Raw genomic sequence first — 18,137 nt, 5'->3', positions numbered from 1 at the left:
AGCGAGTTCATTTCCCCGCAAGGAATTTGTACAACATGGCACAAAATAAACCGACAGAAGGGAAAGGCCGTGGCCGTCCACGGGCCTATGACCCGCAAACCGCGCTGCAACAGGCGCTGGGCGTGTTCTGGAACACCGGCTATTCCGGCGCGTCACTGGACAGCATCGCCAGCGCCGCCGGCATGAACCGCCCCAGTCTGTACGCCGCGTTCGGCGACAAACACGCGCTCTACATCAAGGCTCTCGACCAATACTGGGCCACCGCCCACGCCGCCATGCAGGCCGCGCTGAACGACAGCAGCCTGACCCTGGAACAGGCCCTGACCGGTTTCTACGAAGGGCAACTGGCGATCTATTTTTCCGGCGACGGCCAGCCACGCGGCTGCTTCGCCATCGGCACCGCTACCACCGAAGCGGTCGAGGACCCGGAAATCCGCAACGTGCTGTCCCAGCGCTTGAGCCAGCTCGATGCCGATCTCGAAGCTCGTCTGCAACGAGCGATCGAGTCTGGCGAGCTGAACGGTGATGTGGATGCAGCCGCGCGGGCCATGCTTGCGTCATCGCTGCTGCACAGCATCTCGATCCGCGCCCGTGCCGGTAAATCCCGCGAAGAACTGGCCGGGCAGGCGCGCGATGCGGTAAAGGTGATCTGCAGTTGAAAGGGCTTGAGGACATCCTCACGCAAGGCCTGTCCGTGGTGTTCTGCGGAATCAATCCGGGTTTATTGGCGGCAGCGCAGGGGCATCACTTCGCCGGACGCAGCAACCGCTTCTGGCGCACGCTGCACCTGGCCGGCTTCACGCCCCACGAGTTACTGCCGGAAGAGGACCGCTCGATCCTGCAATTCCACTGCGGCCTGACCGCCGTGGTCGAGCGGCCGACGGCGAGTGCGGATCAATTGTCGGCAGAGGAATTCACCGCAGCCGCCGTCAGCTTGGAGCGTAAGATCGCCCGATACGCGCCGGGCTTCGTGGCGTTTCTTGGTAAGGCGGCGTATACCGGTTTATCCGGCAAGAAGTCGATTGAGTGGGGGTTGCAAGAGGAGACGTTCGGTGGCGCTAAAGTCTGGATTCTACCCAACCCCAGCGGCCGCAACCTTGCATTCAATCAAGCGCAACTGGTGGCGGCGTATCAGCAGCTTCAACGGGTGGCGAGCGTCACGATATAGGCGTTGAACATGTCCGACATCCCCTCGGCGCGAGCGATGAATTCTCTTAGGTGCGCGGTCTGATTAAAAAATCCCTTCCCACTTAATTTAGCGTGTGCAGGCTTGCGTTCGAGCGGACCTGCGGCCCCTGGCGGCGGCTTGACCGTGTTAGGACTGTTATCGAATTGGCACAAATGATTTTACGTGCGGGTGCAAAACGCCTAACTGCAATAGGCTTGAATTGGTCTTTCCTGAACGTCTACTTTGGCCCATAGCTGTCGATCACGAATGGCCGCTATTGGCCGAGGCTGTGTAAAAACGTTTTTCAGCGCGACAGGTACTCAAGCCCGGACTGAGAATCGCGCTTCTACGTAAAATCCGCACCTGCTGACGTGCCGATAAATTTCAGATTCGACGTAAACGCGCACACTCCAATTTTGGCGAAGCGTTTTTACACACTCTGGGCCGAAAGCAGTCACTCGCAAGTGCCTTCCTGCTCATGCTGAAACCTTTTTGATTAGCACCTGCCGCAGATAATGGGCAATCACCACAACGGTGGCCAGGCCCTCTTAAGCATCAGTCATGCACGGGCGTTCCCTGTTCGAAGAAGTGGTTCGAATGCATCGACCAGAGAGTCAGGCAATGGTAGACAGATCCGGGGGGCTTAGTTTAGACGCCGCGAAAAAAGCCCCCACACCGTGGCCAGGTGTGGGAGCCGATTGAACATAGGCTGAAAATTGCCGCACAGATACTGGCGGTTTGCTTCAATGACCGGCGCTTTGGCCTCCATCGACGTGCAGGATTTCGCCAGTGACGAAGTTGGCGCTGTCCAAGTACAGCACCGCTGCGACGATGTCTTGCACTTCGCCCATGTGGCCGACCGGATGCAGGCTGCCTAGAGCGGCGTGGCTTTCCTCTCCATGCATCGGGGTCTTGATGATGCCTGGCGATACAGCGTTAACGCGAATACCGCGCTTGGCGTACTCGATCGCCAGGGATTTGGTCGCGGCGTTCATGCCGCCTTTGGTCAGCGATGCGAGCACCGATGGCACGCCCTCGATAGCGTGATCGACCAGCGTAGTGGTGATGCTGACCACATGCCCACCCTCACCTTGTTTCTCCATCTGGGCAATCGCCTGTTGCGACATATGGAAGAAGCTGCCCATGTTGGTGGCCACGGTGTTTACATACTCTTCACGGGTATAGGCCGTGAAAGGTTTGGCCAGGAAGATCCCGGCGTTGTTCACCAGAGTGTCAATGCGGCCGAAACGCGCTACGCCTTCGCGGATGATTTTTTCGGCAGTAGCCGGATCGGCAATGTCACCTGCGACGGTCAGGATGTCCGGGTCCGATGACGGTTTGATGGAGCGAGAAGTCGCAACCACTTGATAGCCGAGTTTACGAAAACCTTCGACGATTCCTGCGCCCAGACCTTGGGATGCGCCAGTAACCACAACGACTTTTTTTGAATGGCTCATGATAATTCCTCGATAGTTTATGAAAGTTGTTTCAATGGATAAGTAGGGCCATCAGGCTGGCGCCGACTCTCGCGCCATTTGTCTGAGGATCTGTTCGTATTCCTCGACTGACTGCGATCCGGACACCAGATGACCACCGTTCAGCACCATGGCCGGGACCGAGTTGATACCGCGTTGAAGGTAAAAATCTTCTAGCTCACGGATTTCCGTGGCGAACTCGTCGGTGTCCAGTATCTGCCGGGCGCGAGCGGTGCAAAGTCCCGCTTCACCGGCCAGGCGCACCAGGGTTTCGGGGGCACTGGGGTTCTGGCCGTCGGTGAAATACGCCTTGAGCAGGATGTTCTTCAGCGCGAGCTGTTGACCGTCTTGCGCCGCCCAGAACAGCAGCCTGTGAGCATCGAAGGTGTTGTAGAAATGGCTGCGTTTTGCCAGGTCAAACTCAAAACCGATGGCTTTGCCACGGGCGATCACTGAGTCATTGCGCGAGGCAATTTGCTCGGCGCTGCGGCCATACTTGCGCATCATGTGCCTGACTGCGTGTTCACCCTCGGCGGGCATGCCCGGGTTGAGTTCGAAGGGTTTGAACGTCAGCACGACGACAACTTCGCCGGTCAGATTGGCAATGGCCTGTTGCAAGGCCGTGGCGCCAAGCGCACACCAGGGGCACACGACATCCGACACAAAGTCGACTCTGATGAGCCTCATTACTTGGGCTCCACCAGCGACTTGCGGTACTCGGTTGTGGTTATTCCAGCGTAGCCCCAGTTATCGGTATCCACTTCCTCGATCACGATATGCGTCAGGTGCGGATCCTTGTTGAGCACCGTCTCCATGGTTTTGGTGATCTCGGCGATGACCTGAGCTTTCTGTTCTTTGGTAACACCGTCACGGGTAATACGAACGCTGATGAAAGGCATGGGAGAGTCTCCAGTTCGCTCCCCATCGATATGATGAGGCGGCAAGTGGAATGAACTCTAGAAGGTTGCCTTGGATGAATAAATGCGGGTCTGGTCACTTCATTTATGACACAGTGTAATGAATTGAGTCGTTGCCAACCCTTGCAGGCCATGACTCGGGCATTCCACTGTTCAGAGGCTGATTCACTAGCATCCACCTCTGCTTCATAAAACGATGCCGGTGGAACAGCTTCCTGAAATCAACTGCTCGCCACTGCATGATCGACATCGGTATGCTTTCGCGACGTTGCCCAATACTCAGTGTGATTAATATGAAGCGCCATTTTGATGACCTGCAGCTAGGAAGCATCGAGCTATTTTGCCTCGCCTCGGAAACGGGCAGTTTTACTGCAGCAGCGCAAGTAGCAGGTGTGACGCCTGCGGCAGTAAGCCGCTCGATTTTGCGACTTGAGGAGCGTTTGGGATCACGCCTGTTCGTGAGAACCACGCGCAGCATCCGGATGACTGAGCCGGGGCGAGTGTTCTACGAACAATGCCGACAAGCCCTGACTCAACTGGTGGAAGCGCAGCAAGAAGTCATGGGCGCTCAATCGACACCTTCAGGGCGGCTGCGTATCAGTCTTCCGACCACCTACGGGCATCACCGGATCTTGCCGCTTCTGCCGAAGTTTCGAGCGCTTTATCCAGACGTCAGCGTGGATATCCACTTGGGTAACCGAAATATCGACTTTGTAGCGGAGGGCTATGATCTGGCGATTCGGGTCCGGGCTCAACCTGACTCGACGCTGATTGCCCGCTTGCTCGAAGACGCACAACTGGTCGTGGTCGCGACACCTGAATACCTGACCAAAGCCGGCACCCCAACGACGCTGGATGACCTTGTCGCTCACGAGTGCATTCAATTTGAACTGCCCAGCAGCGGTCGAAGCATCTCATGGCTGTTCGACGTCGAGGGGAAACACCGTGAGATCTTCACTGAGGGTAGATATTGCTGTTCGGATGATGTGCTGGGCGGCGTTACCCTGGCCAAACACAGTGCTGGTCTGTTCCAGACTTACAAATTCATTGTCGAGCGCGAATTGGCCGATGGAAGCCTCGTCGAGGTGCTCCAGCCCTACAACGGACGCTCCAGGCCCTACACCCTTCTGTACCCCCATGGACGCTACGTTCCCCAGCGGGTCAGGGCATTCGTCGACTTTCTGCTGCAGTATCGAGCCGACTGGGCGGCGAATTGAACGAGGGAGTGTCAGCCTGCGCTGCCGATTGATCGACCATCTGGCTTGACCACTGGTGATATCGAGGGGTTCAAGCAAACCGAATTTCAAACGCGTGATTCCTGGCGGATCGCCCAAATTGATTGCGAGGATCGTTGTTTGCCGGGATGTTCATCACCTGCTCGGACAGCCGTGTTGTGCCCGAACTCCTGACGCAGCGCGAACCCGGCGAACTGTTCGTGATTCGCAACGCCGGCAACATTGTGCCGGCGTAAGGCCCTGAACCGGGCGGCGTCTCGGCCAGCGTCGAATATGCGGTCGCAGTGTTCGGCGTATAGGACATCGTGATCTGCGGTCACTCGGACTGCGAGGCGATGGGCGCGATTTCACGCTGCACCTGCTTGGATCATCTTCGGCGGTAGCCAGTTGGCTACGGCACTCAGACGCCGCGAAAGAGATTAACGCCGCCCACAATTTCGACGCGCCCCGCGCAAAGCGCGACGGCCTGGTGCGCGAAAACGTGATTGCGCAACTAGCGAACCTGCGAACGCATCCTTCCGTGCACCTCGCGCTCGCAGGTTCGCCTGAATCCGCACAACTGGGTCTACGACATCGAGGCGGGGTGCATCGCTGGTGACGATATTTCTCGCTGTGAAAAAAATCTTAGAAATGCAGGTATAAAAAAGCCCGTCAAGGGGGGACGGGCTGTGAAAAGTCATGAGATACGGTAAAAAGTTTATACCACCACAAGCATTCTGCTTGGAAACCGACACCAAAATTCACGCATAACGGGCTTCAGTTAAAGGAGCGTTTGGTCGGTACTCTTCAGATAACGAATTACCAACTCAGACTCAACTGGGACAGCCGGTGCCCATGACTTGATATTGCAGAACGTGGCGCTCGCCATGGGAATCTTCGTAGATCATCTGCACCGGTACAGGGGCACATTCGTTGGCCAGTTCGGTGATAAAGGTAACGTGTTCGATATCCATATTTGTCGAAGAGCTGTAGGTCTCGACCGGGAGATTCGCCGCGTCCGATTTATCGGCATAAGCGTGCGCACCGAAACTGCCCAACAGTAAATCCGGTGCAATTTTCTTAAAGTTCAGAATGTTCACCGTCTCGTTGAAAACCGTGTTTGTTCACGGGTTGGAGACGATGCTAAGGGTAGGAGCGGCGAGGAAATATCGGCGGGCTGGACAAATACTGTTGATTAATCTCGTATGAATCAGAGTAATGGATGTCCTTGGCGCTTAACGATGCGTATCCCACACCAGGTTCTCATTCCCTACAGGAATGTAGCCTATAAAATTACGCCATTTTCCTTATCTCTGCCCCCGGGGTAGCGTGCTCCCAAGACAAGGAGAATCGCCATGCCCTCGACCCCGACCCGATCCGCAGACAAGTTCGACACTTCCCGCGCCAACGAATACGCCAGACAAAGTTGCATCGCCCTGGCCGGTTACGATGCCTGTCACGATCTGGCTGCGTGCATGTTGGCGGCCACTTTGGGGCCGGTGCGTGGCGCCAAGGTGTTGGTGGTTGGCGCGGGCGGTACGGCGCAGGAAATCATCGCAATGGCCGCGCTTGAGCCGGACTGGTGTTTCACTGCGGTCGATCCTTCGGCACCGATGTTGGAGGCTGCGACGCAGCAGTTGCAGGCCAATGATTTGCTCGGCAGGACGGACGTGCATCTCGGGCATGTCGAGGACTTGCCGGCGCAGGCATCGTTCGACGCGGCCACATTGATCGGTGTGCTGCACCACTTGAATGGCGATGACGCCAAGCGACAGATCCTGCGCTCGGTTCAGGCCCGGCTGAAACCGGGTGCGCCGCTGATTGTGGCGGGCAATCACTACGCCTATGCCAGCCAGCCGTTATTGCTGCAAGCCTGGGGGCAGCGTTGGCGGCAGCAGGGCGCGAGTGCCGAGGAGGTGAGGGCGAAACTCGGGAAGATTTTGCAGGGCGCCGATCCGCCGCATTCCGAGGCGGCGGTTCAGGCGTTGTTGCACGAGGCCGGATTTGGTGAGGCGACGCGGTTCTTCAGCAGCCTTTTCTGGGGCGCGTGGCTGGCGTGTAAAACGCGCTGAGCGGATTGTGTTCGATCCGGTGAACGTCTTGCAAAACCTGCGATCAGGGCTTGTCAGTCGAACTTGACCAGGTCCTTGAAGATCAGTGGCCCCCAGCTTTTTTCTCGCGCCGGCACCAGCCCACACAAATCCAACTACGATCAAGCAACGACAGGTAAGGCGGTCGCTTTTCATCATGGCGAAGTCACTGGAGCGTTAGTGTTATGGGCTTCATCGCTGACGTCTTGATCAACGAGCTGGCTCATCGGATCGGTGTTTGCGTGCTGCGCCTGCTCAGTGGCGGCCGCTTCAAGGGCGAAAGCGGTTTTGCCTGGGGCTGGGCCGTCGCCGTCGGTGGCCTGGTGCTGTTCGCCCCTGTTGTGGCTTTCATCGCCTGGTTGATCTACTCCGGGGGCTGATGAGGGGCGGGCGCTTATGAAGATACCTCTGCGGCAGACCCGACAGGGATCGTAATGTCAGCGATTTAATGTACCCATGACAATTCTTTGATTGTATTGATTTGCCAGTCCTACGATGAGCCTCGACCATCCGCACCGAGGCTCATCATGCACATCGCCATCCTGACCTTTGAAGGGTTCAACGAACTCGATTCGCTCATCGCCTTCGGCATCCTCAATCGGGTACCCGGCTGGCGCGTGTCGATTGCCAGCCCCACGGACAAGGTACGGTCAATGAACGGGCTGACCGTCGAGGCGCAGATGTCGCTGGAGGAGGCCGGTGTGGCGGTGCTCAATCAACCGTTCGTGGCCAACGGCAATGTCGCCACCGCCGGCGGATGTCTGGCTTCGCAGTATCTGGCAGTCTGGTTCATCGCGCGCCTTGCTGGTGTGGACACCGCGTGCGATGCGTTGCGGTACGTGGTGCCGGTGGGGGAGCAGGAGCTCTACATCACGCGGGCGCTGGCGAACATTTCGCCATTTCTATAAAACTGGCCGGGATCAGCTCTCGGTAGTTTCAACCGGTTCTACCGGCGCCTCGGCGGCCATCTTCAAGCGATCGGCCTTGCTGATGTACTTAGGCTTTTTCGGCGCCAGTTTGGCGCTGGCCTTTTTGGCCTTTTCCTTGAACAACTGCTGAAGTTTCTTTTGACGATTCATGGGGCTACCCGGCCTGTAGGTTTAAATATCGACTAGCGAAGGACGTAGACGTGCCACGTTTGCCCTTGCGCTGAAAAAGGGTGGGATCCTGACGTATACGGCGGGTTCAGGCAATGTCGAATCCTCACCGAATCCAATCGTGTGTCAATCACCCCCGGCAAAGCAGTGGCTTGCAGAATCAAACCACTCGAAAGGATCCATCCGCACATTGCGCAGGCCCACTGTTTCCAGGTGCGCGGCGTACAGCGGTTCGGCAAAGTAATTGATCAGGATGGAACGTCGGCGCAAGCCCGCCACGTTGCGGCTGCCGGCATGCAGCAGGTCCACGTCGAACAGCAGAATATCGCCGGCGCTGCCGGAAAGCTGCACGGCTTTCGACTCATCGTGAGCGTCGAGTGGCGGTTCTCCAGGCAGGGGGCGATGGCTGGCGGGGACGATGCGCGTAGCACCGTTCTGTGGGCCGTAATCGTCGAAAAACGCCAGGGCAACCACGCTGTCGCCGGGTCGTTGCGCCGACAGGTCACGGTGCAAGGGTTGATGACCGCCACCCGGAAGGGGTTCACGACCTTCCACCTGCGCAAGGAAGAAGCGTTCGCCGATCAGTTCGCCTACCACTTCCAGCACCTGTGGCAAACGGCACACCGCGCGCACCGTCGGGTCATCATCGAGCAGCGAGTGACGCCAGTCCTGACCGCGGGGCACCGGCCACTGATCGGACGGCAGGACACCTGCATCGAACACACGGCGCAACTCATCCAGCCATTCGGCGGGTATGGCGTGGCGGAGCAGGGCGTAGCCATTAAACAGGGATGCCTGTGCAGGCGGCGATCTTTTGCTCTGAACACGGCGGCGGTCGGTCATGGCGTCCTCGATGCTGTGCAATCGTCCGGGGTGGTACCAATGTGGATCATGGCGGCACTTACCGTGTGGTCGTTGCCATAAGCCCAATCAAGGGGCCCGCCATACGCCACCAGATCATAGATCTCGCTCTCACCCAGTACGCGGCCATTACGAAGGTCATACAGGCGAAAAAACGCCGGGCTCTCCCAGGAGACAAACCAGCTGCGCTCCATCGCATCGTCCGGCGGCGTCTGTGGATGAAGAAAATCCGGCAACACCCAGAACGGCCGAAACATCTGGACCTGAAAGCAACCGTCGGGGCTGATGCTAGCGGTGCCGTAGGGCTTGGCCAGCGCTTTTTCCCACCACTCGGAGGCTGTCCATAGTGCTACGTAGAAAACCAGCAGTCCGAGGACAATCGAGACGATTCGCTGTTGACGTGTCATGACAAGCGCATACCCATTTCTACCGCACGGCGCTCGAAACCAAACTCCGCGTACATCCGCGCCGCCCGTTCATTGAACGGCCAGACCGTCAGGCGCAAGTCCTGCGCATCGTGCGCAAGGGCCCAGTCCTTGATGCGCTGGATCAGTGCGCGGCCAATGCCTTTACCCCAGAACCGTTCGGCGACACACACGGAGCCGATGCGCACGACATTCTGCGGCTGCATTAACGGCCCGACGCTGGCCGACAGGCTGGCGGTAATGAACGCCACGGCCCGGTCGCCCGCGCTGGCGAGCCACACGACCTGGCCCGGCTTCTCGAAAACGCCGGACCAGTGCGGCAAGTCGCGAGAGAAATCTTCGGTCGCAGCCGCGTAAATGTCCGGGCGGGCGGCGTGGTGCACGGCGTTGAGCAGTTGGCCCAGTTCGCACATCGCCAGGGCATCGTCAGCCGTGGCGGTGCGGTAGGTGATGGTTGCTTCCATGATGGTTGAACGCTCCTTGTGTGGGGGACGTGTAGTGCTGATGACTTCCGTTTCGAGTTGCGAATGCTGAAAGCTGAAAATGAATGCCTGGACAATTGGACTGCCGCGCCCATCAGAATCGGCCGGGGCGGCAGTTGCCAAGGTCGACTGAGGCAATGCCGCTGACAATCTCTTCACTGGCGAGGCGCCCGACGATCGCCGCCAGGGTCACACCGGGATGCATCGCGCAAACATACACTCCGCCCACCGTCGGTAGATAGCCGACAATGGGGACGCCGTCGACAGGCACGGGCCGCAAGCCGACGTAAGCGCTTTGCGGTTCAATGGAGGTTACCCCGTGCAGTTCGTGTTGAATGACTTGTGCGGTTCGCCGCGCGATCTCGTCCGGTTGATTGTGCGGGGCATTTCCCAGGTAGTCTTCCGCTGCCAACAACGCCCCGTCTGCATCTTGCCGCACTTCCATCTTGGGGCTGGAGATGATGCCGTTCAACCGATCCGCTTGAGTCTTGAAGCGGATGAAAATGGCCGGGGAGGCGTCTATCGGCAATGAAACGTCGAGCATCTCTGCCAGCTGCACGGTGCCCGTTCCGGCTGCCAGAACGATTACGTCAGCAGCGAAGGGCCCCGCCGTCGTCTCAATGCCCGTAACGTCTGCGCCGCTGAAGGTGAAGCCGCTTACGCGTGTCTGCGTGAACACTGTTGCGCCGTGGGCCTGTGCCCCGACAACCAATGCGCGGGTGGTCTGTACCGCATCGAGGGCGCCTTCTTCGGCGTTATATGATGCTTGGCGTGGAGGGTGGCGCAAGTTCGGCTCACGTTCGAGGATCTCGGCGCGTGACAGCCATGTCGGCGAAGAGGGCTCGTCCTCGGCGCCGGTACCCCAGGACAATGCCCCTGACCAGCGTATCTGCAATTCAGGCAGCTCCGCTTCCAGCCGGCGATAGTCTTCGATGGCCGCGCCACGCAATCGGGCGATCGGATCGTTCCCGGCATGGGCCGTATTGACCCAGGCGAACGAGCGCGCCGTGACCCCCGAGGCGAGTTCTGCGGCCTCGACCAGCGTCACCTGTGCACCCTTGCGCGCAAGGTGATACGCCAGCGACGCGCCCACAATACCCGCGCCGACCACCACCACGCGCTTGCCTGTCCTGTCAGCCATATCAACCTCCCTGTTGTTGACCGGCACACGGTACTACATCCCGACGAAGGCGTGCCTGGCGACCACAAAAAAGCCCGACTGATGCCGGGCTTCCTTTATTCGCAAGGCCTTAAGCTGCCACGTCCTTCCTGCAACAGGTCTTCATGGCTTGCATTTGCACGCCGGGTTCTTCGAGTTTGTCCTTGCCCGGCAACTGATCAGCAGAAGACTAAGATGCCGACCGCTGAGTGATTTGTTTCGGCCCCGCCAGCGCCCAGGCAATCAGGCCGAACAACGGCACAAACACGATCAGCACGATCCACACGCCTTTGTTGCTGGATTTTCCCTCGCTTTTGCGCACCCGGTTGATGGCCCAAAGTTCGATGAGCAGAAGAACTGCCGCCAGTACGATCCACACGGTTTCGATTTGCATTGGCTACCTCCTGATGGTCTTAGGGTTAGGTGACCGGTGCGGTGGCGGGTTCATTTATTTTTTTGCAGGGCTTTGAGTTGTCGGGCCAGTTCGAGTGCCACGCGACCGCTGGCTAAGGTGGGCAACAGCTGGGTGAAGGGGATAACGATCAGGCGGTTTTCGCGCACCGCACGCAGTTGCGACAGCACCGGGTCGTGGGTCAACAGGTAGCGCTTGCGGCTGGCGGGCGACCAGTCGGCATCGGCCAGCAGAATCACGTCCGGGTCGCTGACCAGCAGGGTTTCGCGGCTCACGGTGACCCGGTATTGATTGATCTCGGCGAACAGGTTTTTCGCGCCCGCAGCGTCCAGCAATGTGCTGACGAAACCGCGCCGTCCTTCGCTGTCGAGGCCTTTGACTTCGCTGTCCAGGTAAAACACTGACAGCGGTTTCTGCGTGCCGGCCAAGGCTCGGGCATTGGCGAGGTCGGCCTCCATCGCGGCCAGCAGTGCCTTGGCTTTCGGTTGTTTGTGCAGCAACGCGCCGAGGTTCAGCAGGTCATTGCGCACATGCCCGAAGTAATCCAGCGAATGCCCGTTGCACGCCGATTCCAGCAGGTAGGAACCGATGCCGTTGCGCGCCAGCGCCGAGCGTGAAGTGACGCCGTCACCGAAGGCTGTGGCGAACCCACCGATCACCAGATCCGGCTGTTGCGCGTACAACACTTCGCTGGATGGGTACTGACGTGCGATCACTGGCACGCCGAAATACGCGGTTGGGCGCTGGCCGGCATCGGTGTCGTCCAGATACGCGACGCCCACCAGCGATGATCCGGCATCAAGCGCCAGCACGAGGTCAGCTGCGTGCTGATTCAGCGCGACGATGCGCGCGGGCGGCGAAGCGGAAACCTGCCAGTGCTCGCCGCAGTTGCGCACGTTGTCAGCCATAGCCGCCGATGAGCAGAACAGGGCGCCCAGTGCACACCACAAGAGCTTCATGCGCGCCCCCGGATCAGCAAATCCTCGACTACTTCACCGCCCAGCAGATGCTCCTCGACCAGGCGCTGCACCTCCTGCCGGTTGTGCACGCCGTACCAGCAGCGTTCCGGATACACCGTTACGATCGGTCCGAGATTGCACGGAAACTGGCAATGAGTGCGGGTCAGTAACACGCCGCCCGGTGTCTCGATGCGATCGTGCGCCAGCAGATGCCGGCGCAGGGTTTTCCATAACTGCAAGGCGCCGCGCTGAGTACAGCGCGGGCCGGTGCAGAGGAACACATGGCGCGCGTGATCGGGCACTTGCGACCAGTCCGGATGAGTATCGACGCCGTCGACCTTGGTGATTTCACTCATCAGAAGCGGTACGTGTAGCGAATTTCAGAGGTGAACGGCCGGCCGAGATTATCGACATTGTTCGAACGGCTGGTGACGTAATCGCGGTCGAACAGGTTTTCCATCAGCAGGCTTACACGGTGCTGATGCGCGTGGTCGAGGTAGCGATAAGCATCGGCATCGACCACCGAATAGTTGCCGTACTGCACCTGCTTCGAACTCTTGATATCGCGTATGTAGCGGATCGCACCCCCGGCCCCCCACATACGATTTTCCGACTCATAACCCACCCTTGAGCGGGCGAAGAATCCCGGGATGTCGTTGATGCTCACGCCGCTGCGCGACTCGGTGAGATTGCGCGTCAGGTCCGCTTGCAGGCTCCATCGCTGGGTGAGCGCCAGTTTCGCGTCGGCCTCGAAACCGCGCATGCGGATCTGCCCCTCACCGTTGACCCACTGCATGCCGTCGAGGGTGATCAGGTCGTCGATCTTGCGTTTGAACAGGCTGACGCTGGCGCTGAATTCGCGCTCGAGCAGAAAGCCCTGGTAGTCGACACCGAGTTCGGCGTTGCGGCTTTTCTCCGGCTTGAGGTTGCGGTTGCCGATCTCGTCGCCCGGCTCGTTGACGAACAGCTGCTCGGCATTCGGCAGTTTGTAGGCGCTGCCGTACTGACCGCGCACGGCCCAGTTATCGTTGAGGTCGTACAGTGAGGTGAGCATGCCGACCGTGGCGCCATCGCCGCCGCTCATGGCTTCGTGACGAATGCCGAGGCTCGGGTGCCAGTCGGGCAGGGCGGCGATTTGCGGGCGCAACTGCGTGTAGATCGCGTGGGCTTCGGCCTTGTCGTTGTCGATCACCAGCACATCGTCCTGACCCTTGAACCACTGGTTGTCGGTGCCGAACACCAGGACATGGCCGCCGGGCAATTGCGCCTTGCCTTCGGCCTGTACGCCCCAATCGGTGAAGCCCCAGTAGTCGTTGTGGTTGATGACCTTGGTACCGCCGCCATCCACGTTGTTGACGCGGGTGTAGCGGGTGTCCCAGTCGTTGATGTGGCCTTTGACGAAGTAGCTCACGCGCTCGTTGACGGTCTGTTCGAAGGTCGCCGTGGCGATCTGCTGCACACGGTCGTTGGTGGTGTTGTGGTTGTTCAGCGGGCGGGCGAAATCGAGGTTGGCGTCGGCGTACTGATAGAACAGTTCCAGCCGCGCGTCATCGGCGAACGATTGAATCGCCTTGCCGCCGAAGGTGGTGACTTCGTAGGCACGGTTTTTCTCGCTGACGTTCTTCATGTCGCGGTTGCGGTACGGCTGGTAACCGTCGGAGACGTTGTGGCTGGCATAGGCGAGCAAACCCAGTTCGCCGAAACCGTTGCTGAAGATGTTTTCGACCCGGACGTCTTCGGTCGTGCCGCCAAAGCTGTCCACGCCCAGATTCACTTCGCCGGCGGCTTTGCGCGATTGCGGGCTGCGGGTGACGATGTTTATCACCCCCGAGACCGCCTGGGTGCCGAACAGCAGGCTTTGCCCGCCCTTGAGCACTTCGATGCGTTCGATGGCGTTGGCCGGCAGGGTGTCCAGGTACAGGCCGCCGTACAGACGATTGTTCAGGCGCACACCGTCGAGCAGGATCAGCGTGTCGTCGTTACGGCCGCCGAGCAACGAATAGGTGCCGTAGTCGAACGGGCCGTTTTTCGGCGCCACGTACAGGCCGGGAATGAACATCTGCAGGACGCGGCTGACATCGGCGCCGGGGCCGGCACGTTCGATTTGTTCGCGGGAAACCCTCTCGATTTTGCTGCCGTACTGCGCCATGTCGGCGACGGTGGTGGATTCCACTGACGGCGCGGAAACGATTTGCTGATCGAGTTGCAGTGGCTTGTCGTCGGCCAGCAGCAAAGGGCTGAGCAGGCAGCCGAACAGCAGGGTTGGTGCAGAAGTGTTGAAAGGTCGAATCATTGTCTTCTCGAAAAGGATCTTCGCAGAAGAGCATGCAGGAGAAGGCATCGCGCACAGCCAATACCGGCCCATGCCCGCCCACCGCAGGATTTTGCCAAACGCATTTCAGGCCGGTCTCCGGGCTCGCGCGTATCGAGGCTTTCACCTTCCCATGGCCGTCTGGCCACAGTGGTCTGTCGAAAGCATCACGCGCCTACCGTTGCGGGGGCAGCACCGGACTTGTTCGCAATGAACGTACCGGTTTCCCGTTTCACCCCAAGCACGGCGGCAGGGGGCACCTGAAACAGGCCCGCATCTGAACACTCGCAACAGCGTTCGTCAACTTCTGGCGGGACTTCTGCTCACATCGGTTTCAGCGCCGCGAACTGGCCGCTCAGCCACGTATAGAGCTGTGACACGGCCGGGGTAATCTGCTTGCGATGCGGGCATACCAGGCTCAACGGCGAGGTCTCGCCGGGTTGCTCCGGCAGCAATACAAGCAGGCGACCTGATGCGATGTCGGCGCTGACATCCAGCCAGGATTTGTAGGCGATCCCTTCGCCGTCCAGCGCCCAGCGCCGCACCACGTCGGCGTCGTCGCTGAACAGCGGCCCCGAGACTTGCACGGTCTGATTGCCCAGGTTCCATTTGTCGTAGACCCGGCCAGTCTGCAAATAGAGCAGGCACTGATGATCCAGCAGTTCATCCGGGGTCTGCGGCTGGCCGTGGCGTTGCACGTATTCAGGCGAGGCGACCAGCACCCGCCGGTTCCACGGTGCCAGCGGCAGCGCTACGTAGTTGGCATCCACGTTGGCGCCATAACGAATCGCCACGTCCACCGGGTCGCGAAACAGATCGACCATCTGATCCGACAGCACCAATCGCAAGGTCAGCTCCGGGTGCTGGCGGCGGAACTGCGTCAGCCACGGCAGCAGGATATTGCGCCCCAGATCCGACGGCGCGGTGACTTGCAACACGCCGCGCAAGGTGGCGTTTTCCCCCCGCAAATTGTCCTCGCCCTGCTTGAGGGCTTCGAGCACCGCGTGGGCGGTGGGCAAGTACTGCTCGCCTTCGGCGGTCAGGCGCAGGCTGCGGGTGGTGCGGGCGAACAGGCGCACATCCAGTTCGCGTTCCAGCCGCTTGATCGCGGCAGCGACCTGGCCGGGCAGTAAATCAGCCTCCAGCGCAGCAGCGGTAAAACTGCCCAGCGCGGCGCTGCGGGTGAATAAACCGAGATCGTCGATGCGGATCATTTTCACGCCTGCAGTGAAAGTGTTGGCGCATTCTGCCGGTTTTTCTTTGCCCGAGGGAAGCCGAAGATGGCGGCCAGTGACTGCCACAGCCCTTCAGAATCAGAGATCCCATGAAAGCCATCACCTTTACCCAACACGCCTTGCCCATCGAAGATCCGCAATCGTTGCAGGACACCGACATCCCCGAGCCCACGCCTGGCCCGCGAGACCTGCTGGTGGAAGTGCGCGCAGTGGCGGTCAACCCGGTCGATACCAAAGTCCGCGCCGGCACTTTCACCAAGGAACCGAAAATCCTTGGCTGGGACGCCGTCGGTGTTGTCCGTGCAATCGGCGCCGACGTGACGCTGTTTCAGCCCGGCGATGAAGTGTTCTATGCCGGCTCGATTGCCCGCACCGGCAGCTACAGCGAACGGCATCTGGTGGACGAGCGGATTGTCGGGCACAAGCCGCGCTCGTTGAGTGCCGCCGATGCTGCAGCGTTGCCATTGACCTCGATTACCGCCTGGGAATTGCTGTTCGATCGGCTCGGTGTCGCCGAGGGCGCGGGGCAGGGCCAAAGCCTGCTGATCACCGGCGCAGCGGGTGGCGTCGGTTCAATGCTGGTGCAACTGGCGCGGCGTTTGACCGGGCTCACCGTCATTGGCACCGCTTCGCGCCCGGAAACCGCTGACTGGGTGCGCCAGCTGGGCGCCCATCACGTCATTGATCATAGCCAGCCGATGCTCGCGCAACTGCAGGCGCTGGGCGTGGCCGAGGTCGATTACGTCGCCAGCCTGACGCACACCACGCAGCACTTTGCGCAATTGATCGAAGTGCTGCGGCCGCAGGGGCGTCTGGCGGTGATTGACGATCCCGACAGCCTCGACGTCATGCCGCTCAAGCGCAAATCGTTGTCGCTGCACTGGGAACTGATGTTTACCCGTTCGCTGTACGAAACCGACGACATGATCAACCAGCATCATTTGCTCAACCGGGTCGCGGGGCTGATTGACCAGGGCGTATTGCAAACCACCGTGGGCCAGCACTTCGGGGCGATCAATGCGGCCAACATGCGCCGCGCCCATGCCTTGGTCGAAAGCGGCAAGGCCCGGGGCAAGATGGTGCTTGAAGGATTCTGAATATTCGAACGGGCCATGACGGCCCAGCGAGGAACACATGATGCGCATGAACAAACTGCCCGCGATGTTGGCCATTGCCTCGACTTTGAGCATGCCTTTGGCCCACGCCATCAGCGCTATCCCGTTGCCGCTGAATACGCCGGCCGACAGGGCTTTTGGCACGCTTGAACAAGTCCACGCGTTCTACGACGCCATGCCTACCGGCGTGACGGTCAGCGAAACCGGGCGAATCTTTGTCAACTTCCCGCGTTGGGGCGACGACGTGCCGTTCACCGTCGGCGAAATCCGCGACGGCAAGGTGGTTGCGTACCCGAACGCGGCGATCAATCAGGAGAATCCGCGCGACCCGAGCGATGGCTTGATCAGCGTGCAAAGCGTGGTCGCCGACGGGCAGGGCCGGGTCTGGCTGCTTGACACCGCCGCGCCAGGGTTTGCCGAACCGAAAGCCAGAGGCGCGAAACTGCTGGCGGTGGATCTGGCCAACAACCGCATCGTCAAACGCCTGGTGTTTCCGGACAACGTCATGTTGCCGAGCACCTACGTCAACGACATGCGCTTCGACTTCCGCGCCGGGGCCGAAGGCACGGTGTACGTCACCGACTCGTCGCTGCGTGGCCCGGGTGCAATCATCGTCATGGACATCGCCACTGGCCGCGCCCAGCGCCGGTTGAGCGGAGTGCCGGCAACATCGGTCGACCCGGATTTCGTGCCGGTGGTCGAAGGTCTGCCGCTGACCGTCGCGGGCGCGGACGGCAAGCGCACACCGTTGGGCGTGGCGTCGGACGGCATTGCGCTGTCGGCGGACGGCAAGACCCTGTACTTCACGCCGCTATCCAGCCGCCATCTGTACTCGGTTGCCACCGCGCTGTTGCGTGACGCCAGCGTCAGCGAACAGCAACTGGCCGCTGCCGTGCAGGACCTGGGCGAGAAGGGCGCGTCCGATGGCATGGAAGCCGATGCCGCCGGGGCGGTCTATGCCGGTGACTACGAACACAACGCGATCCGCAAACGCCTGCCGGACGGCCAGTGGCAAACCCTTGTCCACGACCCGCGCCTGCTTTGGCCCGACACCCTGTCGATCGGTCCGGACGGCTATCTGTATTTCATCGCCAACCAGTTGCACCGCCAGCCCGGCTTCCGTGGCGGGCAGGATCAACGGCAAAAACCCTATAGCCTGATGCGTCTAAAAATCGACGCGGCGCCGGCACCGACTCGCTGATCACTCAGCCTTGAAT

22 protein-coding genes, 1 pseudogene and 1 riboswitch are annotated in these 18,137 nt (G+C 60.0%); of the genes and pseudogenes, 9 read left to right on the top strand and 14 right to left on the bottom strand.

Annotated features, from left to right (window positions below; genetic code table 11):
• Positions 1–35: 35 nt before the first annotated feature.
• Both ACXX9E_RS21510 and mug read left to right on the top strand, forming a co-directional pair.
• Positions 36–659 carry a TetR/AcrR family transcriptional regulator gene (locus tag ACXX9E_RS21510; RefSeq protein WP_422495703.1) on the top strand — a complete coding sequence of 208 codons (624 nt, stop codon included), beginning with the start codon at positions 36–38 and terminating at the stop codon, positions 657–659.
• On the top strand, positions 656–1,168 hold the full coding sequence (mug, locus tag ACXX9E_RS21505) for a G/U mismatch-specific DNA glycosylase (protein WP_422495702.1): 513 nt from the start codon (positions 656–658) through the stop codon (positions 1,166–1,168). Before ACXX9E_RS21510 ends, mug begins: the two co-directional genes overlap by 4 nt.
• Before the next feature lie 743 nt (positions 1,169–1,911).
• On the opposite strand, the gene ACXX9E_RS21500 is transcribed toward mug, so the two are convergent.
• Genes ACXX9E_RS21500 through ACXX9E_RS21490 form a run of 3 tightly spaced genes read right to left on the bottom strand, consistent with a single transcriptional unit; the run spans position 1,912 to position 3,542 of the window.
• Positions 1,912–2,625 carry an SDR family NAD(P)-dependent oxidoreductase gene (locus tag ACXX9E_RS21500; RefSeq protein WP_123464157.1) on the bottom strand — a complete coding sequence of 238 codons (714 nt, stop codon included), beginning with the start codon at positions 2,623–2,625 and terminating at the stop codon, positions 1,912–1,914.
• Positions 2,626–2,676: 51 nt separating this feature from the next.
• Positions 2,677–3,330: a DsbA family oxidoreductase gene (locus tag ACXX9E_RS21495; protein WP_123464159.1), complete on the bottom strand. Its 654-nt coding sequence runs from the start codon at positions 3,328–3,330 to the stop codon at positions 2,677–2,679.
• Positions 3,330–3,542 (bottom strand): tautomerase family protein, encoded by a 213-nt coding sequence (locus tag ACXX9E_RS21490; protein WP_123464161.1) that lies wholly within the window; start codon positions 3,540–3,542, stop codon positions 3,330–3,332. The genes ACXX9E_RS21495 and ACXX9E_RS21490 overlap by 1 nt, the downstream gene beginning before the upstream one ends.
• Positions 3,543–3,853: 311 nt before the next feature.
• Here ACXX9E_RS21490 and ACXX9E_RS21485 point away from each other — a divergent pair, with 311 nt between their 5' ends.
• Together ACXX9E_RS21485 and ACXX9E_RS21480 are read left to right on the top strand one after the other, a co-directional pair.
• Positions 3,854–4,777, top strand: coding sequence for a LysR family transcriptional regulator (locus tag ACXX9E_RS21485; RefSeq protein ID WP_128614283.1), 924 nt, complete (start codon positions 3,854–3,856; stop codon positions 4,775–4,777).
• A 146-nt stretch (positions 4,778–4,923) separates the two neighbouring features.
• A pseudogene (locus tag ACXX9E_RS21480) lies at positions 4,924–5,487 on the top strand (carbonic anhydrase); the annotation flags it as partial.
• 120 nt (positions 5,488–5,607) lie between these two features.
• Here the strand turns inward: ACXX9E_RS21480 and ACXX9E_RS21475 are convergent.
• Positions 5,608–5,865, bottom strand: coding sequence for a DUF2790 domain-containing protein (locus tag ACXX9E_RS21475; protein WP_458556610.1), 258 nt, complete (start codon positions 5,863–5,865; stop codon positions 5,608–5,610).
• Positions 5,866–6,129: 264 nt separating this feature from the next.
• On the opposite strand from ACXX9E_RS21475, the gene ACXX9E_RS21470 reads away from it, so the two are divergent.
• The 3 genes from ACXX9E_RS21470 (at position 6,130) to ACXX9E_RS21460 (ending at position 7,772) form a co-directional block, all read left to right on the top strand.
• Entirely contained in the window at positions 6,130–6,846 is a 717-nt protein-coding gene (locus tag ACXX9E_RS21470) for an SAM-dependent methyltransferase (protein ID WP_458556144.1), read from the top strand.
• A 203-nt stretch (positions 6,847–7,049) separates the two neighbouring features.
• Positions 7,050–7,244, top strand: a complete 195-nt coding sequence (locus ACXX9E_RS21465; RefSeq protein ID WP_458556143.1) for a hypothetical protein — start codon at positions 7,050–7,052, stop codon at positions 7,242–7,244.
• A gap of 147 nt (positions 7,245–7,391) precedes the next feature.
• Complete coding sequence (locus ACXX9E_RS21460) at positions 7,392–7,772, top strand: type 1 glutamine amidotransferase family protein (RefSeq protein WP_458556142.1); 381 nt, start codon at positions 7,392–7,394, stop codon at positions 7,770–7,772.
• Between the two features lie 12 nt (positions 7,773–7,784).
• Here the strand turns inward: ACXX9E_RS21460 and ACXX9E_RS21455 are convergent, their stop codons facing one another.
• The 10 genes from ACXX9E_RS21455 to ACXX9E_RS21410 all read right to left on the bottom strand — a co-directional run bounded on the left by ACXX9E_RS21455 (position 7,785) and on the right by ACXX9E_RS21410 (position 15,784).
• On the bottom strand, positions 7,785–7,943 hold the full coding sequence (locus tag ACXX9E_RS21455; protein ID WP_123464171.1) for a DUF2986 domain-containing protein: 159 nt from the start codon (positions 7,941–7,943) through the stop codon (positions 7,785–7,787).
• Positions 7,944–8,087: 144 nt separating this feature from the next.
• Positions 8,088–8,804: a phytanoyl-CoA dioxygenase family protein gene (locus ACXX9E_RS21450; RefSeq protein WP_458556141.1), complete on the bottom strand. Its 717-nt coding sequence runs from the start codon at positions 8,802–8,804 to the stop codon at positions 8,088–8,090.
• A complete protein-coding gene (locus ACXX9E_RS21445) occupies positions 8,801–9,229 on the bottom strand; it encodes a hypothetical protein (RefSeq protein ID WP_458556140.1) in 429 nt (142 codons plus the stop codon). The genes ACXX9E_RS21450 and ACXX9E_RS21445 overlap by 4 nt, the downstream gene beginning before the upstream one ends.
• A complete protein-coding gene (locus ACXX9E_RS21440) occupies positions 9,226–9,711 on the bottom strand; it encodes a GNAT family N-acetyltransferase (RefSeq protein ID WP_458556139.1) in 486 nt (161 codons plus the stop codon). The genes ACXX9E_RS21445 and ACXX9E_RS21440 overlap by 4 nt, the downstream gene beginning before the upstream one ends.
• 112 nt (positions 9,712–9,823) lie before the next feature.
• Entirely contained in the window at positions 9,824–10,870 is a 1,047-nt protein-coding gene (locus ACXX9E_RS21435) for an NAD(P)/FAD-dependent oxidoreductase (protein ID WP_458556138.1), read from the bottom strand.
• Positions 10,871–11,078: 208 nt separating this feature from the next.
• Positions 11,079–11,282, bottom strand: a complete 204-nt coding sequence (locus tag ACXX9E_RS21430) for a PLD nuclease N-terminal domain-containing protein (protein WP_123464179.1) — start codon at positions 11,280–11,282, stop codon at positions 11,079–11,081.
• A gap of 50 nt (positions 11,283–11,332) precedes the next feature.
• A complete protein-coding gene (locus tag ACXX9E_RS21425; RefSeq protein WP_458556137.1) occupies positions 11,333–12,259 on the bottom strand; it encodes an ABC transporter substrate-binding protein in 927 nt (308 codons plus the stop codon).
• Positions 12,256–12,615, bottom strand: coding sequence for a (2Fe-2S) ferredoxin domain-containing protein (locus ACXX9E_RS21420; RefSeq protein ID WP_458556136.1), 360 nt, complete (start codon positions 12,613–12,615; stop codon positions 12,256–12,258). Before ACXX9E_RS21420 ends, ACXX9E_RS21425 begins: the two co-directional genes overlap by 4 nt.
• A complete protein-coding gene (locus tag ACXX9E_RS21415; protein WP_458556135.1) occupies positions 12,615–14,552 on the bottom strand; it encodes a TonB-dependent receptor plug domain-containing protein in 1,938 nt (645 codons plus the stop codon). The genes ACXX9E_RS21420 and ACXX9E_RS21415 overlap by 1 nt, the downstream gene beginning before the upstream one ends.
• 91 nt (positions 14,553–14,643) lie before the next feature.
• Positions 14,644–14,849, bottom strand: a riboswitch (cobalamin riboswitch).
• A gap of 44 nt (positions 14,850–14,893) precedes the next feature.
• Positions 14,894–15,784, bottom strand: coding sequence for a LysR family transcriptional regulator (locus tag ACXX9E_RS21410; RefSeq protein WP_422495691.1), 891 nt, complete (start codon positions 15,782–15,784; stop codon positions 14,894–14,896).
• A 110-nt stretch (positions 15,785–15,894) separates the two neighbouring features.
• Between ACXX9E_RS21410 and ACXX9E_RS21405 the strand changes: the two genes are divergently transcribed.
• Both ACXX9E_RS21405 and ACXX9E_RS21400 read left to right on the top strand, forming a co-directional pair.
• Positions 15,895–16,902 carry a zinc-binding alcohol dehydrogenase family protein gene (locus tag ACXX9E_RS21405; protein ID WP_186748238.1) on the top strand — a complete coding sequence of 336 codons (1,008 nt, stop codon included), beginning with the start codon at positions 15,895–15,897 and terminating at the stop codon, positions 16,900–16,902.
• 40 nt (positions 16,903–16,942) lie between these two features.
• Entirely contained in the window at positions 16,943–18,121 is a 1,179-nt protein-coding gene (locus ACXX9E_RS21400; RefSeq protein ID WP_458556134.1) for an L-dopachrome tautomerase-related protein, read from the top strand.
• Positions 18,122–18,137 lie beyond the last annotated feature (16 nt).

The organism is Pseudomonas sp. GNP014, assembly GCF_054344005.1.
Note: the sequence above shows the minus strand (reverse complement) of the source record. Positions and strands in the feature narration are given on the sequence as shown.

Excerpts from the sequence above, each read along its gene's own strand:
- ACXX9E_RS21510 (WP_422495703.1), top strand. The coding sequence starts at position 36 with ATGGCACAAAATAAACCGACAGAAGGGAAAGGCCGTGGCCGTCCACGG.
- ACXX9E_RS21500 (WP_123464157.1), bottom strand. The coding sequence starts at position 2,625 with ATGAGCCATTCAAAAAAAGTCGTTGTGGTTACTGGCGCATCCCAAGGT.
- ACXX9E_RS21495 (WP_123464159.1), bottom strand. The coding sequence starts at position 3,330 with ATGAGGCTCATCAGAGTCGACTTTGTGTCGGATGTCGTGTGCCCCTGG.
- ACXX9E_RS21490 (WP_123464161.1), bottom strand. The coding sequence starts at position 3,542 with ATGCCTTTCATCAGCGTTCGTATTACCCGTGACGGTGTTACCAAAGAA.
- ACXX9E_RS21485 (WP_128614283.1), top strand. The coding sequence starts at position 3,854 with ATGAAGCGCCATTTTGATGACCTGCAGCTAGGAAGCATCGAGCTATTT.
- ACXX9E_RS21470 (WP_458556144.1), top strand. The coding sequence starts at position 6,130 with ATGCCCTCGACCCCGACCCGATCCGCAGACAAGTTCGACACTTCCCGC.
- ACXX9E_RS21465 (WP_458556143.1), top strand. The coding sequence starts at position 7,050 with ATGGGCTTCATCGCTGACGTCTTGATCAACGAGCTGGCTCATCGGATC.
- ACXX9E_RS21460 (WP_458556142.1), top strand. The coding sequence starts at position 7,392 with ATGCACATCGCCATCCTGACCTTTGAAGGGTTCAACGAACTCGATTCG.
- ACXX9E_RS21455 (WP_123464171.1), bottom strand. The coding sequence starts at position 7,943 with ATGAATCGTCAAAAGAAACTTCAGCAGTTGTTCAAGGAAAAGGCCAAA.
- ACXX9E_RS21450 (WP_458556141.1), bottom strand. The coding sequence starts at position 8,804 with ATGACCGACCGCCGCCGTGTTCAGAGCAAAAGATCGCCGCCTGCACAG.
- ACXX9E_RS21445 (WP_458556140.1), bottom strand. The coding sequence starts at position 9,229 with ATGACACGTCAACAGCGAATCGTCTCGATTGTCCTCGGACTGCTGGTT.
- ACXX9E_RS21440 (WP_458556139.1), bottom strand. The coding sequence starts at position 9,711 with ATGGAAGCAACCATCACCTACCGCACCGCCACGGCTGACGATGCCCTG.
- ACXX9E_RS21435 (WP_458556138.1), bottom strand. The coding sequence starts at position 10,870 with ATGGCTGACAGGACAGGCAAGCGCGTGGTGGTGGTCGGCGCGGGTATT.
- ACXX9E_RS21430 (WP_123464179.1), bottom strand. The coding sequence starts at position 11,282 with ATGCAAATCGAAACCGTGTGGATCGTACTGGCGGCAGTTCTTCTGCTC.
- ACXX9E_RS21425 (WP_458556137.1), bottom strand. The coding sequence starts at position 12,259 with ATGAAGCTCTTGTGGTGTGCACTGGGCGCCCTGTTCTGCTCATCGGCG.
- ACXX9E_RS21420 (WP_458556136.1), bottom strand. The coding sequence starts at position 12,615 with ATGAGTGAAATCACCAAGGTCGACGGCGTCGATACTCATCCGGACTGG.
- ACXX9E_RS21415 (WP_458556135.1), bottom strand. The coding sequence starts at position 14,552 with ATGATTCGACCTTTCAACACTTCTGCACCAACCCTGCTGTTCGGCTGC.
- ACXX9E_RS21410 (WP_422495691.1), bottom strand. The coding sequence starts at position 15,784 with ATGATCCGCATCGACGATCTCGGTTTATTCACCCGCAGCGCCGCGCTG.
- ACXX9E_RS21405 (WP_186748238.1), top strand. The coding sequence starts at position 15,895 with ATGAAAGCCATCACCTTTACCCAACACGCCTTGCCCATCGAAGATCCG.
- ACXX9E_RS21400 (WP_458556134.1), top strand. The coding sequence starts at position 16,943 with ATGCGCATGAACAAACTGCCCGCGATGTTGGCCATTGCCTCGACTTTG.